Genomic DNA, 23,357 nt, shown 5'->3' with positions numbered 1-23,357 from the left:
CTTCCGCTTGAACGAGTGTTGAAACGCTTTGTTCCTCAAATCGCGTAGAATGGAAAGCTGGAGGCACATGGTTTTTCGAGGGCTATTTTTTCGACCTTGAAACCAAAAGTGAAGGGAACCAACTGGAGGAGCCGGCGTTTTTCGCTGGTTAATAGAGCATGGAAGTACAATCAATGTTGCTGAAAGACGTTAAGTGGGAAAAGCCTGTTACCATATCCTTGGAAAACGGTGCTCCCCGGATTTTCAACGGCGTTTACGAGGCCTTCGATTTTCTCCAGCACGAATGGCCACAACGCGGTGACAAGGCGCATGAGCAGGCCCTGCGTCTGTGCCGCGCCTCGCTGATGGGGGACGTGGCTGGAGAGATTGCGCGCGCCGCCTTCGTTACCGCAAGCCGCCAGGCGCAATGCCTCTTGGAGGCCGGAAACAAGGTGGAAGATCAGGGCAAACTTGCATCCTGACAGCGTTCCCGGATTGAGATGTGAAAGGCCACCCGTAAAGCCGGTTGGCCTTGTTTTATCCGCCGCCAGAAACGGGTTGTGTCGAACGCAGGATATGGCATCGTGCGCGTGCAAAGCGGATGAATACGGCAATGACCAACCACTACGGCTATATTGTTTTCCCGACAGCTCTCGGCCATTGCGGCCTCGCATGGGCAGAGCGCGGTATCGCCCGTCTGCAATTGCCCAGCGCAGATGCCGGTGAAACCGAGAAACTTATCCAGAAACGCCTGCCGTCATCTTCCATTGCTGTACCCGACACACGCGCCCGTGAGGCGATTGCGATGGTTATCCGCTATTTCGATGGTGAAGAGATTGATTTTACGCCCGTGGAACTCGATCTTGCCGGGCAGGAGCGGTTCTTTCTAGATGTCTATGAGGTGGCACGGCATATCGGCTGGGGCCGCACGACGACCTATGGCGGTATCGTAAAAACGCTGGGCCTCTCCATGGAAAAGGCCCGCGACGTCGGGCAGGCCATGGCGAAAAATCCCGTGCCGCTGATCATTCCCTGCCACCGTGTTCTGGCGGCTGGCGGCCGGCTGGGTGGCTTTTCCGCGCCGGGCGGAACGAACACCAAATTACGTATGCTGGATCTCGAAAATGCCGGCCGCAGCCGTACTGACGATGCACAGGGCAGCCTGTTTTAAAGCAATGACAGATCAGTCCACATGAATAGCCGTCTGATTTCTGCCCTTTTCTCGTCAAATTGTCGCTAAATTGTCACAATACACGGACGCCCTCTAACATAAGGGCGAGACGTTTGAGAGTATCCGCGTTAATTCTATCCGCTGCCTTGGCTTTTACAGTCGTGGCACCCGCGTCGGCTGGCATGCTGAACCAGGCTGAAAAATACACCGGACTGCATGAATCCAAAAACAACAAGAGCCTGAAGAATATTCTTGGGGCAAATCCCCGCAGCACACCGTGGTGTGGCCTGTTCCTGCATGCCGTTGCCAGCAAGGCCGGGCGCGCATCGCCCAAATCCTACGGATTTGCAAAATCCTGGACGTCATTCGGTTATGCCGTACCCGTCGCCGCCGCCAAACCGGGCGATGTTGTCGTCATTCGCAACGGCCGCGGTTATCACGCCGGAATATTGAAGAGCATGAGCGGCAAGACAGCGCAAATTCTCGGCGGCAATCAGTCCGGCCGGGTGCAGGTGTCGAACTTCAACCGCAAGGCCATCGTTTCCGTGCGTCGCTGAAGACCGTACCAACTTTACTACGATCCTTATAAAGGCGGGCTGTGGCCCGCCTTATGCGTTTTAAGGCCCCTATGGCTGTTCCCTTGTGCCGGGTGCCGCATCGCGCTGGTCGTCATCCTCAAGGTCTGTGGCGACGATGAAGGCATCCTCGTGTTGCCGCGCTGCCTGCCGGCGTGCGCGCAGGCTTATCGATTCATCGGGGTAAATCTCACTTTCTTTAGATTTGAGTTCGCTGTCGGTTTCGAAACGCGGCAAATCTTCGTCTTTGATATCGAGAGGTTCGTTTTTCTTCTGTTTCGGATCGCTCATGGATGGTCCTCCTGCGGGTTCCTGCCGGACAAACGATCCTGCAGTGAGTAGGGTTCCCTTTTTTCAGGGAAATGCGCATGCGCAATCTCCGGACGCGGAACAATTTCCGGCCATTTCTGTTTTTCAATTGGCACAGTCAAAGCCGATGCGACGCAAAGAGGAGGACGTTATGAACCATGATCGCGAAGCAGCAATCCGCGAAAAAGCCCGCGCAATATGGGAGAGAGAAGGCAGGCCGGAGGGACATCACGAACGCCACTGGATGGAGGCGGAACGAGAGGTCTCGGCAAGCACGGAAACGGGAAAGACCAATGGTAAAAATGGCGCGAAGAAACCCGCTGCCGCCAAGTCCTTGGTCCAGAAGAAGGTGACTGCGGACAAGGCTTCGGCAAAAAATGCCAAATCACCAGCGGTAAAATCTCTTCAGAAAGAGCAAAAAGCGGAGACCAGCCGAAAAGACGACGACCTGACCGAAAGCCTGGAGGAAAGTTTCCCGGCAAGCGATCCGCCGGCACTCACTAACGCGTCTACTTCGACGAAGCGTGTGGCGAAGAAGACCTGAGGTCAATAGCGCCCAGCTAGGCGCCTATGCCAAGATCGATATAGAGCGAATGCTGCGGCATCTCGCTCATCATGCCATATTTTGGAAAAATGGCTCCCCGGGCCGGATTCGAACCGGCGACCTGTCGATTAACAGTCGAATGCTCTACCGCTGAGCTACCAGGGAACGTGCGCTGCTTGGCGCGGTGTGAGCGGGGTAATACAAATGCTTTTCCGATTTGCCAAGCGCTTTTTTCAAAAAAAACGCATTCATCTTGTTTTATCTCGCCGGCGTCCCGATTTTCCGGGCTTATCGACGGTGAAAAAATTATCCACAGGCCAGATGTTAAAGGGCAGTATGGAATGAAATTTGGAATGGACCACAGAACGGGTCGTCTCAATCTCGGAAAATGGAGCGTTGCCATGCCGCGTTCGCGCGTCGGCAGGATCGCCACCGGCTCGGCGCTGGTGGTGGGCGGAACGCTCGGGTTTTTGCCCATCCTCGGTTTCTGGATGGTCCCGCTTGGTCTTATCGTGCTTTCCCACGATTTGCCGGCGGTTCGCCGCAGGCGGCGGCGGCTGGCAGTGTGGTGGGCATCGCGACGCAATGGTCGCAACACCCGCAATAGAGGTGGACAATAAGGCTCAGCCGCCCATCGAGCTGCTGAGTCCCTGTCCGGCCCAGAAGGCGGCATAGGCGAGTGCTGCAAAATAAATCGCCGTCAGGATGAGAAACAGATACCCGCCGAGAACGGTCACGCCGTCCCTCTGGATCATACCCGCCGAAAAAAGCAGGATGGCGACGCCAGGCAGGGTGTTGGAGAAGGGAATGAAGCCGAGCGGCATCATCAGCAACACGCCAGCGGTCATCAGCGCAAGTCCGTTCACTCTATTGGCGACGATGCCCGCCGTCAGCGCCGGAAGGCGCGGGCGGATGAAGCGATCGAGCCTTGAGACGATGGCGACGCCCTTCTGCAGTGCCGGTACCAGCTTTGCCGTTTCCATCTGCCGGTCGAGAATCCTGGCCGGCAGCCATGGCAGACGGTTGAGGGTGATGGCCAGACTGACGAGAATGATCGCTGCGCCAAACACGGTGCTGACGCCGGGAATAGAGACCGGAATGAGGAAGGGCAGGGAAGCTATGGCACAGATGAGCAACAGGCCCTGTTCGCCGATTGCCTCCATCAGCTCGCGCAATGTGATCGTCTGACCTTGCAGTTTCCCAATCAGCTTTTCGAGCGTGGTGCTGAGCTTTTCAGACGTATCAGTGAATGCGAATTCGTTCGACATCAGGCTTCCCGGAAGTTGCTTTAACTCCGGGTTTGATAACATTCATCCGGCCAAATGCCTACCGCCGATGGAAAATCAGCGTCTTTTCGGACCGGTGCTGCTGCCCGCCTTTGTCAGTGGGAAACCCAGCTGCTGTAGGCGCCTGCGAGAAGAACAATCAGCAGGATGACCAGTATGACCGGATTGATCGACGTAATGAAGCTTACATAGTCCATGATAACTTCCTCCTCTTTCCGCCACACCTTATTCTACCGCGAAAAGGCCGGTTTATCTACCTGAGGATGAAATTTCGCATCGCAGCAACCATTCGCCGCTGCGGTCTGGAATTGTTTGTTTTTCTCGTTTGCCGCAACGCAAAAAATAAATCTTCCAACATTTGCCATTCTCTTGCGTTGTCTCTAATCCTGATTTGGCGGCGGTCGATAGTCAGAACGTCCGCCGCTGACAAACCGCCACTGAGATGCCTTGGCTCCCGCCTTGCCTTCGGTCTAAAACGATCTTCCCGAGGACATTAAATGCTGAAAAACATCTATGCCTGGACGATGGCGCTTGCCGCGCGCAAAAGCGCCGTGTGGTGGCTGGCGGTCGTGGCCTTCGTCGAAAGCTCCGTCTTCGTTGTGCCGGCGGATGTGCTTTTCCTGCCCATGGTGCTGGCAAAGCCAAAAAAGGCGATGTTTTATGCGCTCGTCGCAACGGTCGCTTCCGTTCTCGGTGGCATTGCCGGCTGGTTCCTCGGCCACTATGCTTTCGAGAGTATCGCGCGGCCAATTCTGGAATTTTACGGCAAGCTGGACAACTTCGAGCAGCTCAAGAATTCGGTAAATTACGAGACTATCATTCTCCTGCTGGTGACATCGGGCTTTGCGCATCTGCCGCCGATCAAGGTCGTCACCATCCTCTCCGGTGCGGCCAATATCAGCCTCGGCCTGTTCATTCTCTCGGCTGTCGTCACGCGCGGCGCGCGCTTTTTCATCCTCGCCGGGCTGCTGCAAAGATACGGTGAACCGGTGCGCCACTTCATCGAAAAACGCCTTGGTGTTATCGCCGCCGCAGTGGCCGCAGCGCTCATCGCCATCTATGCGGTCTACGTTTTCGTGCGCTGACGAAACGCAGTTTTTCTACTCTTACAATACTGTCGCATAACTTTCAGCCTACTGTCAGAATCCAGCTGTATCGGTTGTCTCGTCCAATGAGAGAACCGATTTATTATGCGAAGATTATGGAAGTGCTCCTTTGGGGGTATGGGTATTGCTGTGCTTGCCGCAGGCGGTTATCTCCTGGCCATCCAGCTTCTCGGCAACTTTCACGAGGTGGTGGCAGGGCAGCTTTACCGCTCCAACCAGCCAAGCACTGAGCAGCTGGTCCGCTATACCAGGGACCATGGCATCAAGACGGTCATCAATCTGCGCGGAGAGAATGAATCCGAGCACTGGTACAAGGATGAGATCAAAACCTCGCGCGAGCTTGGGTTGACCCATATCGATTTTGGCATGTCAGCTCGCCACGAACTCGACATGGCCAAGGTGAACCAGTTGGTCGCGATCATGCGTGATGCGCCGAAGCCCATCCTCATCCATTGCAAGTCCGGTGCGGACAGGACAGGCCTTGCGACCGCGCTTTATCTCGGCCGCGTCGCGTATCTCGGTGAAAAGGCGGCTGAGAGCCAGCTTTCCGTCCGCTACGGCCATATCGGCATCCCCTATCTGTCTGAGACCTATGCCATGGACCAGACCTGGGAAAATGTCGAACACATGTCGATCGCCGACGACTTCACAATTGCTTCAAACGAGTTTTGAAAACGGTCGGGCATAACGTCCGCAAAATTGCTGATCGATCTCCTGAAGCGGGATTTTGCGTTCTGTTCTGATCGCGCAACGGTCGGGACGGGGCCCAAACGCTTGGTTTCTTAACTGTTGAGTTATCAACGACGCAGCCTGTCTTTCATCAGGCGACCCGCTTTCTCCCTCTCGAGGTTCGTCGGAAATCACATTTTTTGTCTATATATTAGTAACTTATGCGATCCAACAATTAAGTTGACTCCTTTAATCATCTTTTATAGAGCGACGTTGTTTCAACTTCTGGATCGCATCATGACCCCAAAATCATTTATGAGCGGCCTTGCCGCATCGCTCTTGTCTATTCTCTTTACCGCCCCTTATGTAATGGCTGAACAAAAGACCATCACAGATGTCATCGGACGCGAAGTGAAGGTTGACCTTCCAGCAAAGCGCGTTGTTCTCGGTTTCTACTTCGAGGACTACATGGCGGTCGGCGGCGAGAAAGCCTATGATTCCGTCGTCGGCATTTCTCGCGAAGCCTGGGAAGGCTGGGTACCCGCCAACTGGAAGATGCATCTCGCGCATCGCGCCTCGCTTTCCGACATTGCCGATGTCGGTGAAGTGGAAGCGCAGACTTTCTCGGTCGAAAAAGTGTTGAGCCTCAATCCCGATCTGGTGATTCTGGCAGACTGGCAATACAAAGCGCTTGGTCTCGATGCCGATCGTCTGGAGGGAGAGGGCATTCCCGTCGTCGTCGTCGACTACAACGCCCAGACGGTCCAGCGACACGTCGCCTCGACCCGGCTTTTGGGCGACCTGACCGGCCAGGAGAAGCGTGGCAAGGAAATTGCCGACTTCTATGCCGGTTCGCTGAAAGAGGTCGCTGACCGGGTCGCCAAGTCCGGAAAGCCGAAACCGAAGGTCTATGTAGAGTTCGGCAACAAGGGCCCGGCCGAATATTCTTTCACCTACGGCAAGAACATGTGGGGTGCCATGTCCACGGCGGCTGGCGGCGACAACATTGCCGCTCCCTTCGTCGAATGGTGGGGACCGATCAATCCAGAACAGGTTCTGGCGTCCAAGCCTGACGCCATCTTCATTTCCGGTCGCGAAAACAACAAGAACCCGGCAGCACTGCCCATGGGACAGGCGGTGAAGGCGGCAGACGCAGGCGAGAAACTCAAGGCATTTGAGGCCCGTCAGGGCTGGAGCGAATTGCCCGCCATCAAGAACGGCCAGCTGTTCGGTGTCTACCAGGGTGCGTCGCGTACGCTCTCCGATTTCGCCATGGTTCAGTACATCGCAAAGCAGCTATATCCCGAGCAGTTCAAGGATGTCGATCCGATCGCCAACTATCTCGGCTATTACAAGAAGTACCTTCCGGTAACGCCTCAAGGCACTTTCGCCATCGCCGTCAAGGATTGATATCGCGCTTGCCTGTGGCGGCGCAGAAACGTGCTTTCTTCGCCGCCACAGTGGCGAAATCTCGCGAACGCCGCCTTTGCGGCGTCCGCTTTTCCAGACAGTCCTTTCAGGCAGGTTTTCATGACAATTGCTGCCCGCAACGCCGAGGCCATCGGTGCGCACCGGCTGCGCGAGCGCCGTCGCTGGCGTGTCGTCTCTATCTTCTTCGTATTGATGGCGGTGAGCCTCGTTCTCGATATCGCCACTGGTCCTTCGCTGCTGTCGCCCGCCGAAGTGGTGAAGTCGCTGACCGGCCTTGGCGAACGGGCCGCCATGACCGATTCTATCGTGCGCGGCCTTCGCCTGCCCATGGCGTTGATGGCGCTTGCCGTCGGTGCGGCACTCGGAGCAGGCGGCGCGCAAATGCAGACCCTGCTCAATAATCCCATGGCGAGCCCCTATACGCTCGGTATGGCCGCAGCGGCCGGTTTCGGTGCGGCGCTGGTGCTGGCGCTTGGCGGTCTCGGGCTGGATGCCATGATTGCCGTTCCGCTGGGCGCGTTCGTCTTTTCCATGCTCGCAGCACTTTTTCTCTTCACGCTGGCCTCCATGCGGCAGATGACGACCGAAACCATCATTCTCGGCGGCATCGCGCTTCTTTTCCTTTTTCAGTCGCTGCTGTCGCTCATCCAGTTCCTGTCCTCACCGGAGCTGTCCCAGCAGATCCTTTTCTGGCTGTTCGGCAGCCTGACCAAGGCGACCTGGCCGACGCTTGGCCTGACCGCTGCCGTGACCGCCCTCTGCTGCGCCCTGCTGATGGCGGATTGCTGGAAGCTGACCGCGCTCAGAATGGGGGAGATGCGGGCGGCAAGCCTCGGCATCAATGTCCGCTGGCTGCGCATGAAGGTTCTCGTCATCGTTGCCATCATGACCGCGACGGCCACCAGCTTCGTCGGCGTCATCGGTTTTATCGGGCTGGTCGCGCCGCATATCGCCCGCATGACCGTGGGCGAGGATCAGCGCTTCTTCCTGCCCATGTCGGTGCTGAGCGGCGCGCTGATGCTGTCGGCTGCCTCGATCCTCTCCAAATCGATCGTTCCCGGTGCGCTGTTCCCGGTTGGCATCGTCACGGCCATTGTCGGCGTGCCGTTTCTGATGTGGCTGATTTTCGCTCCGAAGAGGCGCGGCTGATGATGGTTCTCGATTCTATTTCCGCCGAGCGCGGCGGACAGACTGTTGTGAAAGGGCTGTCGGCGCGTCTGGAGGCGGGGCATATTCATGCCGTCATCGGCCCAAACGGAACGGGCAAGACGACCCTTCTGAGAGCGATCTTCGGCGATCTGCCACTTGCTGCCGGTTCGATCAGCCTCGGCGTCCGCCGTCTTCGGGCCGGGGAGCGGGCGGGGCGGTATATAAGGCAGTGGCGCGATGGCTTTGCCTACATGCCGCAGGACACCACGGCCGATATTGCGCTCAGCGTGCTGGAGGTGGTGGCACTCGGCCGGTTCGGGCGTCTGTCGCTGCATATTGACGACGAGACGCTCAACCTGGCCATGACACGCCTGCATCAGGCGGGCATAGCGCATCTGGCGGGCAGGGAGATCGCCTCCCTCAGCGGCGGGCAGCGGCAGATGGCGCTTTTCGCGCAGGTTCTGATGCGCGAGCCGCAGGCGATGCTGCTGGACGAGCCGGTCAGCGCGCTGGACCTCAAACATCAGGTGGCGCTTCTCGATATGGTGCGGCAGGAAACCCGCGCCAATGGCTGGGTAACGCTGGTCGTGCTGCATGATCTCAACCTCGCCTGCCAATATGCCGACAACCTGCTGGTGATTTCCGGTGGCGCATTGAAGGCGACCGGCGCGCCGGGAGATATCGTCACGCCTAAACTCATTTCCGAGACCTACGGGGTGACGGTGGAAGTTTTGCGGGACAGGCGCGGCAATCCCGTCATCCAGCCGGCTGGCGACCCGCTGCCCGAACATTTCAAAACCCTTGAAGGAATAATTGCATGAAACGATTTTTGATGACGTTTGCCGCGGCTTTGGCCGTAACCTTCTCTGTCGCGCCGTCCTTTGCTGCCGAACACAAGGTGCTGATGCTCAATTACGGCACGGACGGCAGCATGGTGTTTGAGCCTTCCTATGTAAAGGCTGAGCCCGGCGACACCATCACCTTCGTGCCGCAAAATTCCAGCCATTACGTGCAGTCCTATGCCGTTCCGGAAGGCGTAACGCCGTGGAAAGGCAAGCTCGATGAGGCCTTCACCGTTACCGTCGAGAAGGAAGGCGTCTATCTCTATTATTGCCCACCGCATCTGATGATGGCGATGATCGGTGTGATCCAGGTCGGCAAGCCCGTCAATCTGGAAGCGGTCAGGCAAAAGGCGGAGAAGTTGCGCCCCAAACTGGTCATGAAGGGCGAAAGGCTGGACGCGGCTCTGGCACAGGTAACGCCGGCGCAATGACGCCATCTCCGTGCTCGACCGGATGAGACGCTCGATCCCTCAAATCTCGCTCGCCGGGTGTGTGAAGCAGCCCGCACGAAAAAATTGGCTGCAATCACCATAACAAGGATAAACCAATGGCAAATAAACTAGTCGAAACGACATTGAACGACCTGCTCAACGGCGAATTGCGCGCCCACCACGCCTATCTTCAGGCGGCCGCCTGGGCGGCTGAGCGCAATCTCGATGGTTGCTACAAGTTTCTGCTTGGCCATGCTGCCGAAGAGCTGGAGCATATGCACCGTATCTTCAGCTTTCTGAACGATCTCGGAGCTCCAGTTATTTTCACCGAGCTGCCTGCCCCACAGGTCACTGCAAACGATATCAAGGGGTTGTTTGCAATTGTCGCGCAACACGAATCGCGTGTCACCGCCGCCATCAACGCAGCGGTTGATCTCGCGCGGTCTGAAAAAGACCATGCGACCACATCCTTCCTGCAATGGTTCGTGAACGAACAGCACGAAGAGGACAGCCTGTGCCGCACGATAATGGGCAAGATCGAGCTGATCGGTGACGGTCCCAATGCGCTTTATCTGATTGACCGCGAAATCGGCGAACTGGCTGAAAAGGCCTGAAAGCTGCGCAGCATTTACTGATATTCCACAAGCTGCATCAAACGCAGCTTGTGGCTGGTTCAGTCACTTCCCAAATCCGGCGTCCATCCACGCGTATAGCCTTTTCCCATGATGGCAACCGCAAGGGAAAGCTGTTCCTGCAAATGTTCGATCTCGCCCAGCAGCGTTTCAACAGCCGCCTTCGCATCGCCATCATGACACTGGATGACATATCCAGCTATGTCGTCAGGCCGTACAGGGGTGATTTTTTCCGCATCGGGCATATCGGTTGACCTCTCGTTTGTTCACTAAATGTTCTAATTTTAGCAGAGAGTCAACAAGGCAAATGCGTGCCGTCTCTGGACGGTCACAGGCTTTGCAATAAGAGTATATTTCTGGAATTATCGTTGAATGCACTCGCGCCCACCACGGCCTCGCACCGCAGTGTCAAGCGTCAATGAACGGATGGATCTTCGCCGTCCAGGAAGCTGCGAATTCCATCTTTCTCACAGGTGGCCAGGAATTCTTCCCAGGCGTCCTTGTCTGTCGTGAAAGGTTCTTCCCAGGTGGTGACATCATCATGCTCGCTGATAACCTCGAGCGTCCAATCCTGCTGGGTGCCGGCCGGCCGGTAGATATCAACCAGAACCGTGATACCGTCGTCTTCAAATTCGCCTGAGAATTCCGAGTGTTCAATTTTTGTTTTTTTGACCATCACAGCACACCTCGTTCTCAGGCTTGGATAAACGCACACCCAGACCGCATCTTGTCAATTCGCGCATGGCGCCGGCGAGAATGTGGCTGAAAAAATTATAGCCAGCTCTGGGGGAACTGGCTATCTATCTGTTTTTAATGGTCGGAGCGGCGGGATTCGAACCCACGACCCCTTGACCCCCAGAAGCCTGCCGACCCTATCACAGGGTAACACGCAATAACAAGCCCCATACGGAACGTATTGCGAAAAAAGGCTTTTCAGGAATATGTTAGCATTTGATCGCAACATGACGTAACGCCCCCTAACACGCCAATTGTGTTACCCCGCGTTACCCCTGAGGGCAGATGACACATGGCGAAACGCATCGCGAAAACACTCACAATCTTGGCCGTAAAGGGCGCTCAGGGTAACGGGGTAACACGTTTGGAACTCCCTGACGCAGCCCTGCCTGGTCTCTATTTGATCGTCCAACCGAGCGGCGCCAAAAGTTGGGCCTTGCGCTATCGCCAGAACGGAAAGCCTGCCAAGCTCACGCTCGGACCAACCATCATAGAGCGAGAAAAGCCGCTGGAAGAAGATCCGGCAATTGGGTCGGCCATGACGCTGTCGGAGGCGAGGGCGGTGGCAAGGCGAGAGCTTCAGGCATTAACTGAAGGTCAAAACCTGACCCGTCGGAAGTCCGAGGCCGCAGCTCAGGCGGTGGCGCGAGTGGACGATAAGGAGTTTCTGGTCGAGGCTATGGCGGCAAAGTTCGTGCACGGCACCGTCAAACCGAAGAATAGGTCATGGCAGGAAACCCGCCGGCAATTCCGTACTGAAATTGGATATCTGAACCGAGAAGGCATCGATGAGGATTTGGAGGCATATCTCATCTCCAGGAATCGCAAAGGAGCAAAGAAGCCGCCCGAGGCGTGGCTAGGGCGCGACATCCGCGACATCACGAAATCCGATGTGGTGAAGCTCCTTGACGGTCTTGTGGAGCGTGGCAGTCCGGTCACCGCCAATCGAGTATTCGTGACCCTAAGCACGTTTTTTAACTGGATGGTTGGCCGCGATGTTCTCAAGGTCAACCCGATGACGGGTCTGAAAAAATTCACGGTCGAAAGCAGCCGTGACCGGGTGCTGACCGATAACGAAATTAGGATATTTTGGCAGGCCACCAAGCAGCATGGGTATCCGTTCGGTCCGATGTGGCGGCTTCTCCTCCTGACAGCTCAGCGTCGCCAGGAGGTGTCGGGCTTGACCTGGCGGGAACTCAATCTGAAGTCAAATGAGCAACACTGGCTGCTGCCGAAAGAGCGATCCAAAAACGCCCGGGAGAACTTTATTCCACTTGGCGGCCAAGCGCTTCGGGAGATCCAGTCGATCGAGCGGGTGAGGGGATGCGATTTCCTCTTCACAACCACGGCGACAACGCCGGTGTCCGGCTTCTCCAGGTCCAAGGCGCGGCTCGATGCGACGATGCTGGAAATCATGAAGAAGGAGGCCGTGGCGCGCGGCGATGATCCGAAGAAGGTAAAGCTTCAACAGTGGGGGCTGCACGATCTCCGAAGAACTGCAGCTTCTGGGATGGCACGTCTCGGAACCGCAATACATGTCACGGAAGCAATTCTGAACCATTCCGGCGGCACCGTCAGCGGCGTGGCAGCCATTTATATCCGTCACGACTTTCGCGAAGAGAAGCGCGCGGCCTTGACTGCTTGGGAAGGTTTCGTGATGTCGCTCGTTGGTGAAGTTGAGTCAAATGTTGTGCCGTTGCGAGCATAACAAAAAGCGATCAGTTTCGCGAAATCCATGAATAGTTATTAATCTTCTTTTTATTGAATTTTATTTCAACAAAATTATCTCTAATTAACATACGCTTACGCCAAATTATACGTTTCGTTTCGAAAAGTTTAATGTTGCCGACTTCAGAAAATTGTTAGAAATGGTTGGCCTCTCTTTAAAGAAAGGCCAACCATGACACATGTTGCTCAAGCTTCAGCCGAAAAACAATATATCAACTCTGGCGATGTATGCCGGCGGTACGGTGGAATCACGTCAATGACGTTGCACCGCTGGCTGGCAAATCCCAACAACGATTTTCCGCGTCCTATCCGCATCGGCAAACTGCGCCTTTGGGAGCTGGCGGCACTGGATGCGTTTGACGCCTCCAAGCTCGAGGAGGCAGCGCGATGATACATAGCGAAAGAGCTGGCAGGGGCGGCAACCCCAACCAGCTCGGTAACACGTATTACGATACAAAGAGAATATCCCGAGACCGCCGTGGAAGCAACGGGAAACGCGATATTGCGTCGGAGAAATATCGTCGCCTCAAGATGACGGCCGGGCAGCGATTCAACGAGTTGGCGCGTCTCGTCACCTATCGGCGCCGGCACGCTCTGGACCTAGGGCCAGCGACTGGCTGGGGGCTTGTCCTATCCAATCTGGTCGAATGTCTAGGCGCGACCGCCGATTGTCACTCCGTCGATCAGATCCGCCGACGCCTGCGCCTTCCGGCCATTGATCCCGATGTCATCGCCGCATGCTGCTCTCCGGCAGAGGGGCGGCTTATGCCGCAAGCAACTGTCGGTGATTTGCTCGAAGTCACGTCGCTTGAAAGACAGGATTGCCGCCTTCTCAGAATTGAAGCATGCGACGAACCGCAAGTCGATCGAAAGCGCCGTTTGGCCCGCGAGAGACAGCAGCGCAGGCGGCGTGTCACGCTCACGGTAAAAAGGAAATGTTGTGGGCGTGACACCCGGCGCAGAGCAGCTTCGCTGGCGCTTCGCGCTCTGCTGACTTCGTCCGCAGTCCGCCTTACGTTACGGCAAGAGCCGACGCCTCGCTCTTTCCCCACCGGGGAAAAGACTGTCACGGACGCACCGCGCCAGGCAAGCGAGATCACCGATCGAGCCTATGCGCCGCAGGCGCGCATTGCCGATCCACAGCCACCGGTCTGCCAACGCTTCGACCATGATCCCCCCTCTAACCCGGAGTCACGGCGCCCCTCGTCACCGCAACGAAGGAGTCAGACGAATGACCATTGACGCTCATACTGTTCGACATCGCCTCGATTACGACGCTTCGACAGGCGTGTTCCGCTGGAAAGTCCGGCCTACCTCAAACATCCCCGCGGGCTCACGAGCTGGTTGCTCCAATCCTTCAGGATGGATGATCGTCATTTTTGGCGTTGTCCATCGCGCCCGGCGGTTGGCCTGGATTTACACCCACGGCACAATTCCAGAAGGCATGGAGATCCGCGTCAAAAACCGCGATGAGAACGACTTGCGGCTATGCAATCTCGAACTTTCGACAGTTCGGCAGAGGATGGAACGCCATCCGAAACACAGCAATAATAAGGTCGGCTCGGCGGGAATATGGAAACAGGTATCAGGCAGCCATACGCGTTTTCGCGCCAAGCTTTGCCGTGAAGGACGCGTCATCCACAGTTCCAGCCACCCGACACTGGAAGAGGCAATTGCTGCTCGAGCAGCCGCACTCCAGAAATACGAGGAGGCCAACCGATGAAACCCGCGCTTACCACGGCACGAGCCGATCGCGTACTTGACGCAGCGCAACCGCCCGCCCGCATTTTGTGGACCGCCGAAGCCATCGCCCGCCGACTGGGCTGCTCTGCCGACTTTGTCCGCGGCCCGCTTGCTGAAGCACCAGGCAGCCCGATTCGGAAACTGGGGGGCCGATGGTGCGCCGAAGAGAGTGCATTGATCGCATTTATGAGAAACGAGCAATAACAAACCTCTCACGCCCTAATCTGGCCGATACGCTTCCAAGGCGTTGTCGGCCAGAATCCTGGCATGAGATTTTTTAGTCGCAAATCACCTGTCGTTGACACCAAGTCGCTTGCCGAGCCGACTGCCGAAGAGTTCGCGCTTTTCACTGGCGGTCTCGTCTCTTCGACTTCGGTAAGTCTCGCCACGGCCATGACGGTGCCGGCTGTTGCTTCGGCCGTTCATTTGCTTTCCTCAAGCATTGCAGCGCTCAAGCTGAACGTCGAGCGTAAGGACGGCGAGGCCTGGGTGACGGACACCGACCATCCGGTGGCCACCCTTCTGGACGGCGACGTCAACGATTTCACGTCCTCGTTTGAATGGGTCCGTGACGTCATCGCGGGTGCCTTGACTTCGGACAAGGGCAGCCTTTCTCACGTCAACAAAGTGGCGAGCGAAGTCCGCGAAGTCACCGCCTACGAACCTTCACATTTCCAAGTGGATTATTCCGCAGACGGCCGCCGCGAGCCATCCTTTCGCATAAACAACAGGCCGACGCCTGGTGACGAGGTTGTTTTCGTCCGTGGTCCATTCACGCGCTGTCCGGTTACGCTGGCTTCCGAATCCATTGGCGTCGCGAAGGAAATGGAGCGCCACGCCGGGCGTCTCTTCCGTGCCGGCGCCCGCCCTGGTGGCGTGATCGAAAGCCCGAAGGCCGTCGGCGACGAAGGCATGAAAAAAATGATTGCCGCGTGGCGGAAGGCGCACGAAGGCTCTGATAACTCGGGCAAAACTGCGGTCTTGTTCGACGGAGCGAGCTTCAAGACATTGTCGTTCAGCTCGGTCGACTCTCAATTTTTGCAATTATGGAAATTCGTCATCCTGGAAGTGGCGCGCGCATTCCGCGTTCCGCCGCAACTGCTCTTCGACTTCGACCGAGCGACTTGGAACAACGCCGAACAGGCTGGCAAGGAATGGCTTGCCTCGTTAGAATTCTGGATGCGCCCGATGGAGGCCGCCATGCGCCGTGGCTTCTTCAGCCGCGAGGAACGCGCGACCTATCGCGTCAAATTTGAGCGCGACGATTTCACGAATGTTGACCTCGTCAGTCGAGCCACGGCCGCTAGCAGCCTCATCAGCTCCCGCGCCCTCAATCCGAACGAGGCAAGGACGTTGTTGCTTGATCTCCCTCCGTACAGCGGCGGCGAAGTCTTCGCCAACCCGAACACTGGATCGTCGCAGCCAGGTTTGACAGCAGCCGAAAAACCGACAGCCCCCGACCAGAACAAGAAAAATCAGGAGCAGCGCGATGACGTTTGATGACATCAACGGCAACCTGATCGATCAGGATAAGGGCCGATGGCTGGACGTGGCGGAGCCGTGGGAGGGAAAGCCAACCGGTCTCCGTCTCCTCATCGCCGGCCCCGACAGCCAGACCCAGAACAAGGCCCGCATCGCTATGATGGACGAACTGGCCGCCGCCGCTGACGTGGACGGCAAGGCATCGTTCGAAGCCCGCGAGAAGGCGCGCATCAACTGCCTCGCCCGGTGCGTCATCAATTGGGACATCGCTGCCGACTTCGGCCTCAATGCCAAGTTTGGCCACGCCGCTGTCGTCAAGGTTCTGCAGGTCGCGTGGATCCAGCAGCAGGCCGACGCCTTCGCCGCCGACCGCGCGAATTTCAGGAGCGGCCAATGATTCCTGAGAAGCTCGACGCAATTCTTCTCGCCCTGCTTTTCTTCGGGATCTTCCTTCTTCTCGGAGGGAAACGGTGATGGAACGCGTCTATTTCGAGACCAAGATCGCCGCATCAGACACTGGGGAAATCACCGGGCTGGCGTGGCCATTCGGTTCCGCTGATCGTGTTGGTGACATCATTGAGCCCGGCTCCTTCAAGGGAGCGACACTGCCGATTCCAATGTTGTTTGGGCACGATCTCAATGACCCGATCGGAGTTTGGTCTGCCGCCTCGGAAGATAGCGCCGGCCTGCAGGTGAAGGGGCGCCTTCTTATCGATGAGGTAGGTCGAGCGCGCGAAGTGCACGCGCTGATAAAGAGCGGTGCCGTCCGTGGTCTCTCCGTTGGCTTCGTCACCAAAAAGGCAGTCGCCCGCAAGGGCGGTGGTCGGACAATTAGTGCCGTGGATCTCATGGAAATCTCTGTGGTGACCCTCGGCATGCATCCCGGCGCTCGGGTGACAAGCGCGAAATCTGCAATCCACGCCATCGCAATGGCTGAAGCAATCAACCGCGCCGCCGAGCGCCTGAGAGGTTAAAATGGAACACCTGAAAAACAAGGCGCTCACCGGCGCAACGCTTATCCGCAAGGGCGATGATGAAGCACCGGAGGCAATTGTCACGAAGGCGCTGGAAACGCTCCAGAAGTCCGTTGACGACCGCCTGAAGGAAATCGAGACGAAGACGGCCGAGAACGAAAAGCTGCAGACGCGTATCGCCGACCTCGAAAAGAAGGCCAATCGCCCCGGCGCTTCGTCCGAGAAAAAGGATGACGAGGCCGCCGCGCTCGAGAAGAAGGCTTTCGGCACGTATCTTCGTCTCGGCAACCAGACGCCGCCTGATGATCTGAAAACGCTGCAGGTGTCCTCCGATCCGCAGGGCGGTTATTTGGCGCCGGCAGAGATGTCGACGGAGTTCATTCGCGACCTGGTTCTTGTGTCTCCCGTCCGTTCCGTCGCTTCGGTCCGATCCACGTCGGCTCCAAGCGTCTCTTATCCGTCGAGAACAGGAATCACCAACGCAAAGTGGAAGGGCGAACTTCAGACGCAGGAAGGCTCGGAACCGACATTCGGCCAAGCGGAGATCGTTGTTCGAGAAATCAACACCTTCGTTGACGTTTCGAACCAGCTTCTTGCCGACTCCGCCGGCCAAGCTGAAGCAGAAGTTCGCCTCGCGCTGTCCGACGATTTCGGCCAGAAGGAAGGTAAGGCATTCGTTGTCGGTAACGGGGTCCTCGAGCCCGAAGGCCTGCTGACCAATGCAGACATTGCCACGGTCGCCAACACCAACACAGGTACGATCGTCCCGGATGCTCTCATAGGTTTGATGTACAGCCTGCCGACCCAGTACCGCAATGCTGGTACCTGGGCGATGAACTCCACCACGCTCGGCAAACTCCGCCTCCTGAAAGATGGTGACGGTCGTTTCCTCTGGCAGCCGTCCTTCCAGCTTGGCCAACCTGAAACCATCCTCGGCCGTCCTGTCATCGAGCTTCCGGACATGCCGGACATTGCCGCCAACACAACACCGATCGTTTTCGGCGACTTCGGCGGCTACCGAATCGTTGACCGTGTCGGCCTGTCCATTCTGGTGAACCCGTACCTCCTGGCCACGAACGGCATTACCCGCATCCATGCGACCCGCCGCGTCGGTGGCGGCGTTCTCCAGGCAGCCAAGTTCAAGAAACTGAAAATGTCTGCTTAAGCGCGACAAGGAAAGGATTCCGAAATGCGAGATCTCGTCCATAATCTGGGTCTGACGACCCTCATTCCTCCGGCTGTCCTCGCAGCCGACAACGTCCCTGTTGCCGTCGACCTGCTTGGCTTCAATCAGGCTGTCATCGCCATTCACACCGGTGTCGGTGGCATCACCTTCAACGGCACGAACAAAATCGACTTCACGTTGACGCACTCCGACGACAACACGACATTCGTCCCGGTCGAAGCCGGCGACGTGCAGGGCGTCGACGTTCTTGCCGGTGGCATCGTGCTTCCACTGCGCACTGCGCAGGCCGATCCGAAGGTGACGAAGCTCGGCTACGTCGGCAACAAGCGATACCTGAAACTGCTGGCTGATTTCTCCGGCACGCACGGTACCGGCACTGCGATTTCGGCACTGCTGATCAAGGGACAGGCCGCCAAGCGCCCCGTCGCATGACTCTAATTGAGGGGCCTCTGTGACGGTTCCAGCGATCAGCCGAACAACGGAAAGGCGCCTGCCTCCCCTCATCGATTCTGGGCTCAAGGCGCCGCGATCGCAACTTTTAAGGATTTTGGCATGGTCGATAAAATCAGAATCAAGCGTCAGGCCGGAACTCCGTCGGAACGGCAAATTGAGACGACGCTGGATGACGCCATCAAGGACGTTGGCACCAACGTTGAATTCGTCCCTGCAAGCACGCTGACGCTCACCGACAAACACCAGGGCAAACTACTGGCCTTTACGGTGGCGTGCACGGTGACCATTCCAGCAGGTCTTCGCAGCGGCTTCTCGTGTGGATGGCTTCAGGCTGGCATCGGGGCAATCACGTTCGCCGCCTCGGGCGTCACCGTCAACAGCCTTGAGGGCAAGGTGAGATCGGCCGGCCAATGGGCCGCTGGCGGCATCGCGGCAATCGAGGCGGAAACGCTTCTCCTCTACGGGAGCATGGGCGACTGATGCCTACCCGCGCTCCCTCAGTCTGCGGCTATTGCGGCAAGGCTCATCCATCGGGTGAGACCTGCAAGGCGGTTGCCCGAATGGCGGCGGAGCGCAAGGCTCGTTTCGACAAGAAGCGGCCCGCCGCCCGTGACCGCGGCTATGACAGCGAATGGCGAAAGCAGGCCAGAGCCTTCCTCGCCATTCCCGGAAACGATCTTTGTGAATGCGGCGCACCGTCGGTGTTGGTCCGCCATGTGATCTCAATCAGGAAACGTCCTGACCTCAGGATGAACACGACCAACTGGCGGCCTGGCTGTCAGCGTTGCAACGCCCTTGACGCCGCGGAAGAGCGGCGCACCGAAAGGAAACTCAAATGACTATCTTCGCAACTGCCGGTGCTAAGCTCTACATCGGCGTGACCAAAGAACAGAAGAACACCGATTTCGTGCTTGCCGACTTCAGCGCCGCCAATGCAGTGACATGGAAGGAAATCAAAGAACTCGAAGCTCTCGGTTCTTTGGGCGACACGTCCGAAGCTGTGAGCTTCACTTCCATCGATGCAGCACGCACCCGTACCCTCAAAGGACCGCGCTCTGCCGGCACCATGGAGTTGGTAATGGGCATCGACTACGCCGACCCGGGTCAGCAGGCTCTCATCGCGGCCGAGAAGACGATCCACGATTACGAGTTCAAGCTGGTCCTCAACGACGCGCCAGCGGGCGGCACGCCGTCGCAGCGGTTGTTCATCGCCAAGGCGATGAGCCAGTCCGAACAGTACGATGCGGCCAACAGTGTCATGAAGCTCAACGCATCGCTCGGTGTGAACAGCAACATTGTCCGCGTCGACGCTGAAGCGTGATCCCATACCCGGGGGTTGGTCCTAGACTTCCTACCCCCGTAGGGAACCGGCGGCGGGTCTGTCGTGCGAAAAAATTTCAAATTGGCTCTAATTTTTTAAATCCGAAAAGGTGGCCGTCATGATCGTCAGTCTGAACGAGCTGAAGCAGCAGCTAAACCTGACGCCAGATCTTGGCACGGACGATGACGCATTGCTTGAACGCAAAATTGCGGCGGCTCAAAACCATGTCGAGCGTCTCCTCGGTTTTAAGATTGAGGAACGATACAGCAGCACTGGTCAGGAAGAAATTCCACCGGCGCTGGTCGAGGCAGTCAGCCAAACAGCTGCTCACTGGTATGAAAATCGCGAAGCGACGCTGGTCGGAGTCAGTGCGCAGGAACTGCCGTTCGGTGTCTGGCCGATCGTAAACGAGTACCGCGAGTGGAGTTTCTGATGGCTAACGACGGCGGAATCGCCCGTATCAAACAGCGCTTGAACGCGATCCCCAAGGATGTCCGCGACGCGATGATGCCGGAACTCGTGAAGAGCGGCAACGATCTGGCTGTCACCGCGCGCATCTTGGCACCTCGTGACACCGGCGCGCTTCAGGATAGCATCGCCGTCACTCCAGGCGGTGCCAACACACCGCCATACAGTTCGCCTGGCGGCCGCGTGACGGTGCCCGAATTGGCGGTCGCGGTAACAGCCGGAAATGCTGACGTCAGATATGCGCATCTGGTGGAACACGGCACGCAGGAAGCAGCCGCGCAACCGTTCTTCTGGCCCGCCTTCCGTCTCCTCCGCAAGAAGATAACCGGCCGCATCAAGCGCGCTGCGTCTAAAGCCGTGAAGAAAAATTGGGGCGGCAGATGAGCGCTGAACTCGCCCTTCAAAAAGCCTTGCGTTCTCGACTGTCTTCATCTGGTGACGTCATTGCGCTGGTGCCAGCGGCGTCCATCCTTGACCGTAACGAGAGGCCAAATCCGAGGCCTTCTATCGTCATCGGGGAAGGCCAGTCCCTTGATGAAGGCGAGAGCATCGCCCGTACCCTGACGCGGATCTATCTCGACCTTCATGTTTGGGTAGAGGAGCCGTCGACAGAGATAAGCAAGCGCATTGCCGGAGCCATTCGGAAAGCGATTCACAGTACCAATTTGCATCTCGATGCCGGTTTCCATTGTGCCGATTGTCGTGTCCGTGGCTCACGCTTCCTACGCGACCCGGATGGAAAGACCAGCCATGCGGTGGTGACGGTCGACGCGCTCGTACAGGAGGTATCATGAGAGCCGGGAAACTAGACCGCTCTATCACCATCCTGAGCTTCACCAACACCGTGAACGAGTACGGCACGCCGATAGAGACATGGACAGACGTCGCCACCGTGCGCGCCCAGATCATCCAAAGCAGCACGGAAGAGTTTCTAACGGGCGGCGCTAGCGATGAGACCGTCGTCATCTTTCGTACACGCTTCCTACCAGGTGTCACCGGCGCGTCGCGTGTCCTGTACCAGGGTGGCGAGTTCAATATCCGCGAAGTGAAGGAGATCGGCCGCCGCGTCGGTCTGGAGCTGCGCTGTGAACGCAAGGTGACATCATGAGCACCCGGGGCCGCAAGGCGGATCTCAAAGCTATCGACGGCGGTCTTAGCGGCGTTCCCAAACCGCCCGCAACTCTTCCCCCGGACATGGTCGCAGAATGGACCGTCATCGCTACCGATATGGTGCAGCGGAAGATCCTGACCGCTCCCGCACTCGGTGTGTTGGAAACCTACGTCGTCGCGCGCTGGATGGTTCAGGAATGCCAGAAGTCGCTTCAGGAGCACAGCCCTACCGTGAAGACTGCGCACGGCATGCTCAAGCCGAACCCGGCCGCCGGCATGCTCTCGAAAGCAATGGAGACCGTCGCCCGATTGTCTGCAGAACTCGGCCTGACACCCGCCGCCCGCTCGAAGCAGGGTTTCACGCCGAAGGATAAACCGAAGGGGGGCGCACCCGATGGCCTCGAAGTTTAACGCAACCCGTCCGGAGTGGATTTTCGATGGCAGCGAAATTGAAGACACGTTCGGCTACGGTGAGCGCGCCGTGGACTTCCTGCGTCGTATGAAGCACCCGAAAAGCGAGAGCGGTGATTTCGAGCTGCCCCTGTTCTGGGAACGGATTGTCAGGCGCATCTATGGCCCGTGCTACCCGAACAAGCGCCGCCAGGTAAAGACTGTCTTCATCCTCCTGCCGCGCGGTGCTCGCAAGACCACTATGGGTGCCGGCTTAGCACTGTTGCATACCGTCGGATGGGAGCGGGTTCCGGGTGGGCAGGCCATGGTTGCCGCTTCCGCTGAAGAAGACGCCCGCATCGCCTATGACGAGGCAGTCGGCATTGTGGACGAAACCGAATGGTTGCAGCCAGCCATGAAGCCGACAGAGTCTCTGTTTTACCTCGAGCACATCAAGAGCAAGGCCACATTCCGCGCATTGGCGTCCGGAGGACGAGGGAAACTCGGCAAAACACCGAATTTTGTCCTGGCCGACGAACTCATAAATTGGGAAGGCGAAAACGCTCGGCGCAACTGGTCTGCCATCCGGACGGGCCTGAACAAGGTCGCCAATACTCTTTTGGTCGTCATCACGCAGAGCGGCAGAGGCCAAGAAAACCTCGCGTATGAGCTGCTCACCTATGCCCGCAAGGTGCAATCTGGTGCCGTGGAGGATCCAAGCTTTCTGCCAGTCCTCTTTGAAACCAGCCCCGACGACGACTGGGAAGACGAAGACCTGTGGCACGCGGTCAATCCTGGATTGGCTGATGGCTATCCCGACATTGACGGGCTCCGCACGATGGCCCGGGAAGCCAAGGAACGGCCGTCCGACCGAGATAACTTCCGGCAGTTCCATCTGAACTGCTGGCTGGATTACAGTGCGTCTCCGTTTGTCTCCATGCCAGTCTATGACGAGGGCAAGGGCCATGTTGACCTTGACCGTTTCGAGGCCGAGCAAACCCCATGTTATCTCGGCGTCGACCTTTCCAGCACCAGCGACCTAACCGCCGTCGTCGCCGCCTGGGGAGACCGCGAGCGCGGTTATGCCGTCCATCCGTGGTTCTTCCTCCCGAAAGACAACATTCTCCGCAAGGCAGGCCAGGACGGCGTGAATTATGCCGTGTGGGAAGAGCAAGGCCTCATCACTCTCACAGATGGCAACGTCGTGGATTTCCACGCGGTCGAAGCCGAGATCGAGGAAATCTGCGCACGGTTCAACGTCCGCGAAATCGCCTTTGACCCGCATCTCGCCCGCAACTCACTGAACAACCTTCAGGACAAGGGTTTGCCGGTGGTCGAGTTCCGGCAGGGCTGGGTGTCGATGTCCCCGGCGATCAACGAATTGGAGCGCTCCATACTCGCCCGGCAATTCCAGCACGGTGGCAATCCGATCCTGCGTTGGCACTTCGATAACATTGCGATCCGCACCGACACTGCCGGCAACCGCAGCTTCCACAAGGGTAAAAGCAAGGACCGCATCGATGGCGCCGTAGCAACAGCCATGGCCGTCGCGCGCTGCGCTGCCGGTGAGAGCGGAATTTCATCTTATGAGTCGGCAGATATGGACGACATCGAAAACTGGGCCTACGCCTGAGGGAGACTAT

At 57.6% G+C, this 23,357-nt stretch carries 33 protein-coding genes and 1 tRNA gene; 29 read left to right on the top strand and 5 right to left on the bottom strand.

Annotated elements, in window-relative coordinates; all coding sequences use genetic code 11:
• Nucleotides 1-173: 173 nt before the first annotated feature.
• From ACQZ63_RS01300 to ACQZ63_RS01290, 3 genes are all read left to right on the top strand, one after another.
• Nucleotides 174-461, top strand: coding sequence for a DUF982 domain-containing protein (locus ACQZ63_RS01300; RefSeq protein WP_003512562.1), 288 nt, complete (start codon nucleotides 174-176; stop codon nucleotides 459-461).
• Nucleotides 462-592: 131 nt separating this feature from the next.
• Entirely contained in the window at nucleotides 593-1,150 is a 558-nt protein-coding gene (locus ACQZ63_RS01295) for a methylated-DNA--[protein]-cysteine S-methyltransferase (RefSeq protein WP_113556012.1), read from the top strand.
• A gap of 113 nt (nucleotides 1,151-1,263) precedes the next feature.
• Nucleotides 1,264-1,707, top strand: coding sequence for a TIGR02594 family protein (locus tag ACQZ63_RS01290; protein ID WP_025593218.1), 444 nt, complete (start codon nucleotides 1,264-1,266; stop codon nucleotides 1,705-1,707).
• A 69-nt stretch (nucleotides 1,708-1,776) separates the two neighbouring features.
• Here the strand turns inward: ACQZ63_RS01290 and ACQZ63_RS01285 are convergent, their stop codons facing one another.
• Complete coding sequence (locus ACQZ63_RS01285) at nucleotides 1,777-2,016, bottom strand: hypothetical protein (RefSeq protein WP_013635919.1); 240 nt, start codon at nucleotides 2,014-2,016, stop codon at nucleotides 1,777-1,779.
• Nucleotides 2,017-2,185: 169 nt separating this feature from the next.
• On the opposite strand from ACQZ63_RS01285, the gene ACQZ63_RS01280 reads away from it, so the two are divergent.
• Nucleotides 2,186-2,578 carry a DUF2934 domain-containing protein gene (locus tag ACQZ63_RS01280; RefSeq protein ID WP_065704729.1) on the top strand — a complete coding sequence of 131 codons (393 nt, stop codon included), beginning with the start codon at nucleotides 2,186-2,188 and terminating at the stop codon, nucleotides 2,576-2,578.
• Between the two features lie 90 nt (nucleotides 2,579-2,668).
• Here ACQZ63_RS01280 and ACQZ63_RS01275 read toward each other — a convergent pair.
• Nucleotides 2,669-2,743 (bottom strand) — tRNA-Asn (locus tag ACQZ63_RS01275).
• A gap of 176 nt (nucleotides 2,744-2,919) precedes the next feature.
• Here ACQZ63_RS01275 and ACQZ63_RS01270 point away from each other — a divergent pair.
• Nucleotides 2,920-3,198: a hypothetical protein gene (locus tag ACQZ63_RS01270; RefSeq protein ID WP_013635921.1), complete on the top strand. Its 279-nt coding sequence runs from the start codon at nucleotides 2,920-2,922 to the stop codon at nucleotides 3,196-3,198.
• A gap of 3 nt (nucleotides 3,199-3,201) precedes the next feature.
• Here the strand turns inward: ACQZ63_RS01270 and ACQZ63_RS01265 are convergent, their stop codons facing one another.
• Nucleotides 3,202-3,846, bottom strand: coding sequence for an exopolysaccharide biosynthesis protein (locus ACQZ63_RS01265; protein WP_003512591.1), 645 nt, complete (start codon nucleotides 3,844-3,846; stop codon nucleotides 3,202-3,204).
• A 515-nt stretch (nucleotides 3,847-4,361) separates the two neighbouring features.
• Between ACQZ63_RS01265 and ACQZ63_RS01260 the strand changes: the two genes are divergently transcribed.
• The 7 genes from ACQZ63_RS01260 (at nucleotide 4,362) to ACQZ63_RS01230 (ending at nucleotide 10,106) form a co-directional block, all read left to right on the top strand.
• Nucleotides 4,362-4,949, top strand: coding sequence for a YqaA family protein (locus tag ACQZ63_RS01260; protein WP_113555865.1), 588 nt, complete (start codon nucleotides 4,362-4,364; stop codon nucleotides 4,947-4,949).
• 138 nt (nucleotides 4,950-5,087) lie between these two features.
• On the top strand, nucleotides 5,088-5,642 hold the full coding sequence (locus ACQZ63_RS01255; protein ID WP_162633692.1) for a dual specificity protein phosphatase family protein: 555 nt from the start codon (nucleotides 5,088-5,090) through the stop codon (nucleotides 5,640-5,642).
• A 312-nt stretch (nucleotides 5,643-5,954) separates the two neighbouring features.
• Nucleotides 5,955-7,049 (top strand): ABC transporter substrate-binding protein, encoded by a 1,095-nt coding sequence (locus ACQZ63_RS01250; RefSeq protein ID WP_113555864.1) that lies wholly within the window; start codon nucleotides 5,955-5,957, stop codon nucleotides 7,047-7,049.
• 120 nt (nucleotides 7,050-7,169) lie between these two features.
• The gene (locus tag ACQZ63_RS01245; protein ID WP_065658284.1) at nucleotides 7,170-8,219 is read left to right on the top strand and encodes a FecCD family ABC transporter permease; all 1,050 of its coding nucleotides are present in this window, start codon (nucleotides 7,170-7,172) and stop codon (nucleotides 8,217-8,219) included.
• Nucleotides 8,219-9,040: an ABC transporter ATP-binding protein gene (locus ACQZ63_RS01240; RefSeq protein ID WP_113555863.1), complete on the top strand. Its 822-nt coding sequence runs from the start codon at nucleotides 8,219-8,221 to the stop codon at nucleotides 9,038-9,040. Before ACQZ63_RS01245 ends, ACQZ63_RS01240 begins: the two co-directional genes overlap by 1 nt.
• A complete protein-coding gene (locus ACQZ63_RS01235) occupies nucleotides 9,037-9,492 on the top strand; it encodes a pseudoazurin (protein ID WP_065661104.1) in 456 nt (151 codons plus the stop codon). Before ACQZ63_RS01240 ends, ACQZ63_RS01235 begins: the two co-directional genes overlap by 4 nt.
• A gap of 116 nt (nucleotides 9,493-9,608) precedes the next feature.
• On the top strand, nucleotides 9,609-10,106 hold the full coding sequence (locus ACQZ63_RS01230; RefSeq protein WP_003512602.1) for a ferritin: 498 nt from the start codon (nucleotides 9,609-9,611) through the stop codon (nucleotides 10,104-10,106).
• Nucleotides 10,107-10,165: 59 nt separating this feature from the next.
• Here the strand turns inward: ACQZ63_RS01230 and ACQZ63_RS01225 are convergent, their stop codons facing one another.
• Complete coding sequence (locus ACQZ63_RS01225; RefSeq protein ID WP_013635930.1) at nucleotides 10,166-10,369, bottom strand: hypothetical protein; 204 nt, start codon at nucleotides 10,367-10,369, stop codon at nucleotides 10,166-10,168.
• Nucleotides 10,370-10,539: 170 nt separating this feature from the next.
• Nucleotides 10,540-10,800 carry a hypothetical protein gene (locus ACQZ63_RS01220; RefSeq protein ID WP_003512603.1) on the bottom strand — a complete coding sequence of 87 codons (261 nt, stop codon included), beginning with the start codon at nucleotides 10,798-10,800 and terminating at the stop codon, nucleotides 10,540-10,542.
• Between the two features lie 351 nt (nucleotides 10,801-11,151).
• Here ACQZ63_RS01220 and ACQZ63_RS01215 point away from each other — a divergent pair, with 351 nt between their 5' ends.
• From ACQZ63_RS01215 to ACQZ63_RS01135, 17 genes are all read left to right on the top strand, one after another.
• Entirely contained in the window at nucleotides 11,152-12,567 is a 1,416-nt protein-coding gene (locus ACQZ63_RS01215; RefSeq protein ID WP_448799074.1) for a tyrosine-type recombinase/integrase, read from the top strand.
• A gap of 276 nt (nucleotides 12,568-12,843) precedes the next feature.
• The gene (locus ACQZ63_RS01210) at nucleotides 12,844-12,978 is read left to right on the top strand and encodes a hypothetical protein (RefSeq protein ID WP_448799073.1); all 135 of its coding nucleotides are present in this window, start codon (nucleotides 12,844-12,846) and stop codon (nucleotides 12,976-12,978) included.
• An 840-nt stretch (nucleotides 12,979-13,818) separates the two neighbouring features.
• On the top strand, nucleotides 13,819-14,310 hold the full coding sequence (locus tag ACQZ63_RS01205; RefSeq protein WP_448799072.1) for an HNH endonuclease: 492 nt from the start codon (nucleotides 13,819-13,821) through the stop codon (nucleotides 14,308-14,310).
• Between the two features lie 413 nt (nucleotides 14,311-14,723).
• A complete protein-coding gene (locus ACQZ63_RS01200) occupies nucleotides 14,724-15,830 on the top strand; it encodes a phage portal protein (RefSeq protein WP_448799071.1) in 1,107 nt (368 codons plus the stop codon).
• The gene (locus ACQZ63_RS01195) at nucleotides 15,820-16,209 is read left to right on the top strand and encodes a hypothetical protein (protein ID WP_448799070.1); all 390 of its coding nucleotides are present in this window, start codon (nucleotides 15,820-15,822) and stop codon (nucleotides 16,207-16,209) included. Before ACQZ63_RS01200 ends, ACQZ63_RS01195 begins: the two co-directional genes overlap by 11 nt.
• Nucleotides 16,210-16,285: 76 nt before the next feature.
• A complete protein-coding gene (locus tag ACQZ63_RS01190; RefSeq protein ID WP_448799069.1) occupies nucleotides 16,286-16,786 on the top strand; it encodes an HK97 family phage prohead protease in 501 nt (166 codons plus the stop codon).
• Nucleotide 16,787: 1 nt separating this feature from the next.
• Nucleotides 16,788-17,951, top strand: coding sequence for a phage major capsid protein (locus ACQZ63_RS01185; protein WP_448799068.1), 1,164 nt, complete (start codon nucleotides 16,788-16,790; stop codon nucleotides 17,949-17,951).
• Between the two features lie 24 nt (nucleotides 17,952-17,975).
• Complete coding sequence (locus ACQZ63_RS01180; RefSeq protein ID WP_448799067.1) at nucleotides 17,976-18,404, top strand: hypothetical protein; 429 nt, start codon at nucleotides 17,976-17,978, stop codon at nucleotides 18,402-18,404.
• A 120-nt stretch (nucleotides 18,405-18,524) separates the two neighbouring features.
• The gene (locus ACQZ63_RS01175; protein WP_448799066.1) at nucleotides 18,525-18,905 is read left to right on the top strand and encodes a hypothetical protein; all 381 of its coding nucleotides are present in this window, start codon (nucleotides 18,525-18,527) and stop codon (nucleotides 18,903-18,905) included.
• A gap of 80 nt (nucleotides 18,906-18,985) precedes the next feature.
• Nucleotides 18,986-19,264, top strand: coding sequence for an endonuclease (locus ACQZ63_RS01170; RefSeq protein ID WP_448799065.1), 279 nt, complete (start codon nucleotides 18,986-18,988; stop codon nucleotides 19,262-19,264).
• Nucleotides 19,261-19,746, top strand: a complete 486-nt coding sequence (locus tag ACQZ63_RS01165) for a hypothetical protein (protein WP_448799064.1) — start codon at nucleotides 19,261-19,263, stop codon at nucleotides 19,744-19,746. Before ACQZ63_RS01170 ends, ACQZ63_RS01165 begins: the two co-directional genes overlap by 4 nt.
• A gap of 118 nt (nucleotides 19,747-19,864) precedes the next feature.
• Nucleotides 19,865-20,179, top strand: coding sequence for a head-tail connector protein (locus tag ACQZ63_RS01160; RefSeq protein WP_448799063.1), 315 nt, complete (start codon nucleotides 19,865-19,867; stop codon nucleotides 20,177-20,179).
• The gene (locus ACQZ63_RS01155) at nucleotides 20,179-20,598 is read left to right on the top strand and encodes an HK97-gp10 family putative phage morphogenesis protein (RefSeq protein WP_448799062.1); all 420 of its coding nucleotides are present in this window, start codon (nucleotides 20,179-20,181) and stop codon (nucleotides 20,596-20,598) included. Before ACQZ63_RS01160 ends, ACQZ63_RS01155 begins: the two co-directional genes overlap by 1 nt.
• Nucleotides 20,595-21,008 (top strand): DUF3168 domain-containing protein, encoded by a 414-nt coding sequence (locus tag ACQZ63_RS01150; RefSeq protein WP_448799061.1) that lies wholly within the window; start codon nucleotides 20,595-20,597, stop codon nucleotides 21,006-21,008. Before ACQZ63_RS01155 ends, ACQZ63_RS01150 begins: the two co-directional genes overlap by 4 nt.
• Nucleotides 21,005-21,322: a phage head closure protein gene (locus ACQZ63_RS01145; RefSeq protein ID WP_448799060.1), complete on the top strand. Its 318-nt coding sequence runs from the start codon at nucleotides 21,005-21,007 to the stop codon at nucleotides 21,320-21,322. Before ACQZ63_RS01150 ends, ACQZ63_RS01145 begins: the two co-directional genes overlap by 4 nt.
• Entirely contained in the window at nucleotides 21,319-21,735 is a 417-nt protein-coding gene (locus ACQZ63_RS01140; RefSeq protein WP_448799059.1) for a phage terminase small subunit P27 family, read from the top strand. The genes ACQZ63_RS01145 and ACQZ63_RS01140 overlap by 4 nt, the downstream gene beginning before the upstream one ends.
• Entirely contained in the window at nucleotides 21,719-23,347 is a 1,629-nt protein-coding gene (locus ACQZ63_RS01135) for a terminase large subunit (protein ID WP_448799058.1), read from the top strand. Before ACQZ63_RS01140 ends, ACQZ63_RS01135 begins: the two co-directional genes overlap by 17 nt.
• Nucleotides 23,348-23,357 lie beyond the last annotated feature (10 nt).

It is taken from the genome of Agrobacterium sp. CG160-95, assembly GCF_053521725.1.
The sequence above is the reverse complement of the archived record's forward strand: the minus strand, read 5'-3'. Positions and strand labels throughout refer to the sequence as shown.

Coding starts and splice junctions, on each gene's coding strand:
- ACQZ63_RS01300 (WP_003512562.1), top strand. CDS start 174: ATGTTGCTGAAAGACGTTAAGTGGGAAAAGCCTGTTACCATATCCTTG.
- ACQZ63_RS01295 (WP_113556012.1), top strand. CDS start 593: ATGACCAACCACTACGGCTATATTGTTTTCCCGACAGCTCTCGGCCAT.
- ACQZ63_RS01285 (WP_013635919.1), bottom strand. CDS start 2,016: ATGAGCGATCCGAAACAGAAGAAAAACGAACCTCTCGATATCAAAGAC.
- ACQZ63_RS01280 (WP_065704729.1), top strand. CDS start 2,186: ATGAACCATGATCGCGAAGCAGCAATCCGCGAAAAAGCCCGCGCAATA.
- ACQZ63_RS01270 (WP_013635921.1), top strand. CDS start 2,920: ATGAAATTTGGAATGGACCACAGAACGGGTCGTCTCAATCTCGGAAAA.
- ACQZ63_RS01265 (WP_003512591.1), bottom strand. CDS start 3,846: ATGTCGAACGAATTCGCATTCACTGATACGTCTGAAAAGCTCAGCACC.
- ACQZ63_RS01260 (WP_113555865.1), top strand. CDS start 4,362: ATGCTGAAAAACATCTATGCCTGGACGATGGCGCTTGCCGCGCGCAAA.
- ACQZ63_RS01255 (WP_162633692.1), top strand. CDS start 5,088: ATGGGTATTGCTGTGCTTGCCGCAGGCGGTTATCTCCTGGCCATCCAG.
- ACQZ63_RS01250 (WP_113555864.1), top strand. CDS start 5,955: ATGAGCGGCCTTGCCGCATCGCTCTTGTCTATTCTCTTTACCGCCCCT.
- ACQZ63_RS01245 (WP_065658284.1), top strand. CDS start 7,170: ATGACAATTGCTGCCCGCAACGCCGAGGCCATCGGTGCGCACCGGCTG.
- ACQZ63_RS01240 (WP_113555863.1), top strand. CDS start 8,219: ATGATGGTTCTCGATTCTATTTCCGCCGAGCGCGGCGGACAGACTGTT.
- ACQZ63_RS01235 (WP_065661104.1), top strand. CDS start 9,037: ATGAAACGATTTTTGATGACGTTTGCCGCGGCTTTGGCCGTAACCTTC.
- ACQZ63_RS01230 (WP_003512602.1), top strand. CDS start 9,609: ATGGCAAATAAACTAGTCGAAACGACATTGAACGACCTGCTCAACGGC.
- ACQZ63_RS01225 (WP_013635930.1), bottom strand. CDS start 10,369: ATGCCCGATGCGGAAAAAATCACCCCTGTACGGCCTGACGACATAGCT.
- ACQZ63_RS01220 (WP_003512603.1), bottom strand. CDS start 10,800: ATGGTCAAAAAAACAAAAATTGAACACTCGGAATTCTCAGGCGAATTT.
- ACQZ63_RS01215 (WP_448799074.1), top strand. CDS start 11,152: ATGGCGAAACGCATCGCGAAAACACTCACAATCTTGGCCGTAAAGGGC.
- ACQZ63_RS01210 (WP_448799073.1), top strand. CDS start 12,844: ATGACGTTGCACCGCTGGCTGGCAAATCCCAACAACGATTTTCCGCGT.
- ACQZ63_RS01205 (WP_448799072.1), top strand. CDS start 13,819: ATGACCATTGACGCTCATACTGTTCGACATCGCCTCGATTACGACGCT.
- ACQZ63_RS01200 (WP_448799071.1), top strand. CDS start 14,724: ATGACGGTGCCGGCTGTTGCTTCGGCCGTTCATTTGCTTTCCTCAAGC.
- ACQZ63_RS01195 (WP_448799070.1), top strand. CDS start 15,820: ATGACGTTTGATGACATCAACGGCAACCTGATCGATCAGGATAAGGGC.
- ACQZ63_RS01190 (WP_448799069.1), top strand. CDS start 16,286: ATGGAACGCGTCTATTTCGAGACCAAGATCGCCGCATCAGACACTGGG.
- ACQZ63_RS01185 (WP_448799068.1), top strand. CDS start 16,788: ATGGAACACCTGAAAAACAAGGCGCTCACCGGCGCAACGCTTATCCGC.
- ACQZ63_RS01180 (WP_448799067.1), top strand. CDS start 17,976: ATGCGAGATCTCGTCCATAATCTGGGTCTGACGACCCTCATTCCTCCG.
- ACQZ63_RS01175 (WP_448799066.1), top strand. CDS start 18,525: ATGGTCGATAAAATCAGAATCAAGCGTCAGGCCGGAACTCCGTCGGAA.
- ACQZ63_RS01170 (WP_448799065.1), top strand. CDS start 18,986: ATGGCGGCGGAGCGCAAGGCTCGTTTCGACAAGAAGCGGCCCGCCGCC.
- ACQZ63_RS01165 (WP_448799064.1), top strand. CDS start 19,261: ATGACTATCTTCGCAACTGCCGGTGCTAAGCTCTACATCGGCGTGACC.
- ACQZ63_RS01160 (WP_448799063.1), top strand. CDS start 19,865: ATGATCGTCAGTCTGAACGAGCTGAAGCAGCAGCTAAACCTGACGCCA.
- ACQZ63_RS01155 (WP_448799062.1), top strand. CDS start 20,179: ATGGCTAACGACGGCGGAATCGCCCGTATCAAACAGCGCTTGAACGCG.
- ACQZ63_RS01150 (WP_448799061.1), top strand. CDS start 20,595: ATGAGCGCTGAACTCGCCCTTCAAAAAGCCTTGCGTTCTCGACTGTCT.
- ACQZ63_RS01145 (WP_448799060.1), top strand. CDS start 21,005: ATGAGAGCCGGGAAACTAGACCGCTCTATCACCATCCTGAGCTTCACC.
- ACQZ63_RS01140 (WP_448799059.1), top strand. CDS start 21,319: ATGAGCACCCGGGGCCGCAAGGCGGATCTCAAAGCTATCGACGGCGGT.
- ACQZ63_RS01135 (WP_448799058.1), top strand. CDS start 21,719: ATGGCCTCGAAGTTTAACGCAACCCGTCCGGAGTGGATTTTCGATGGC.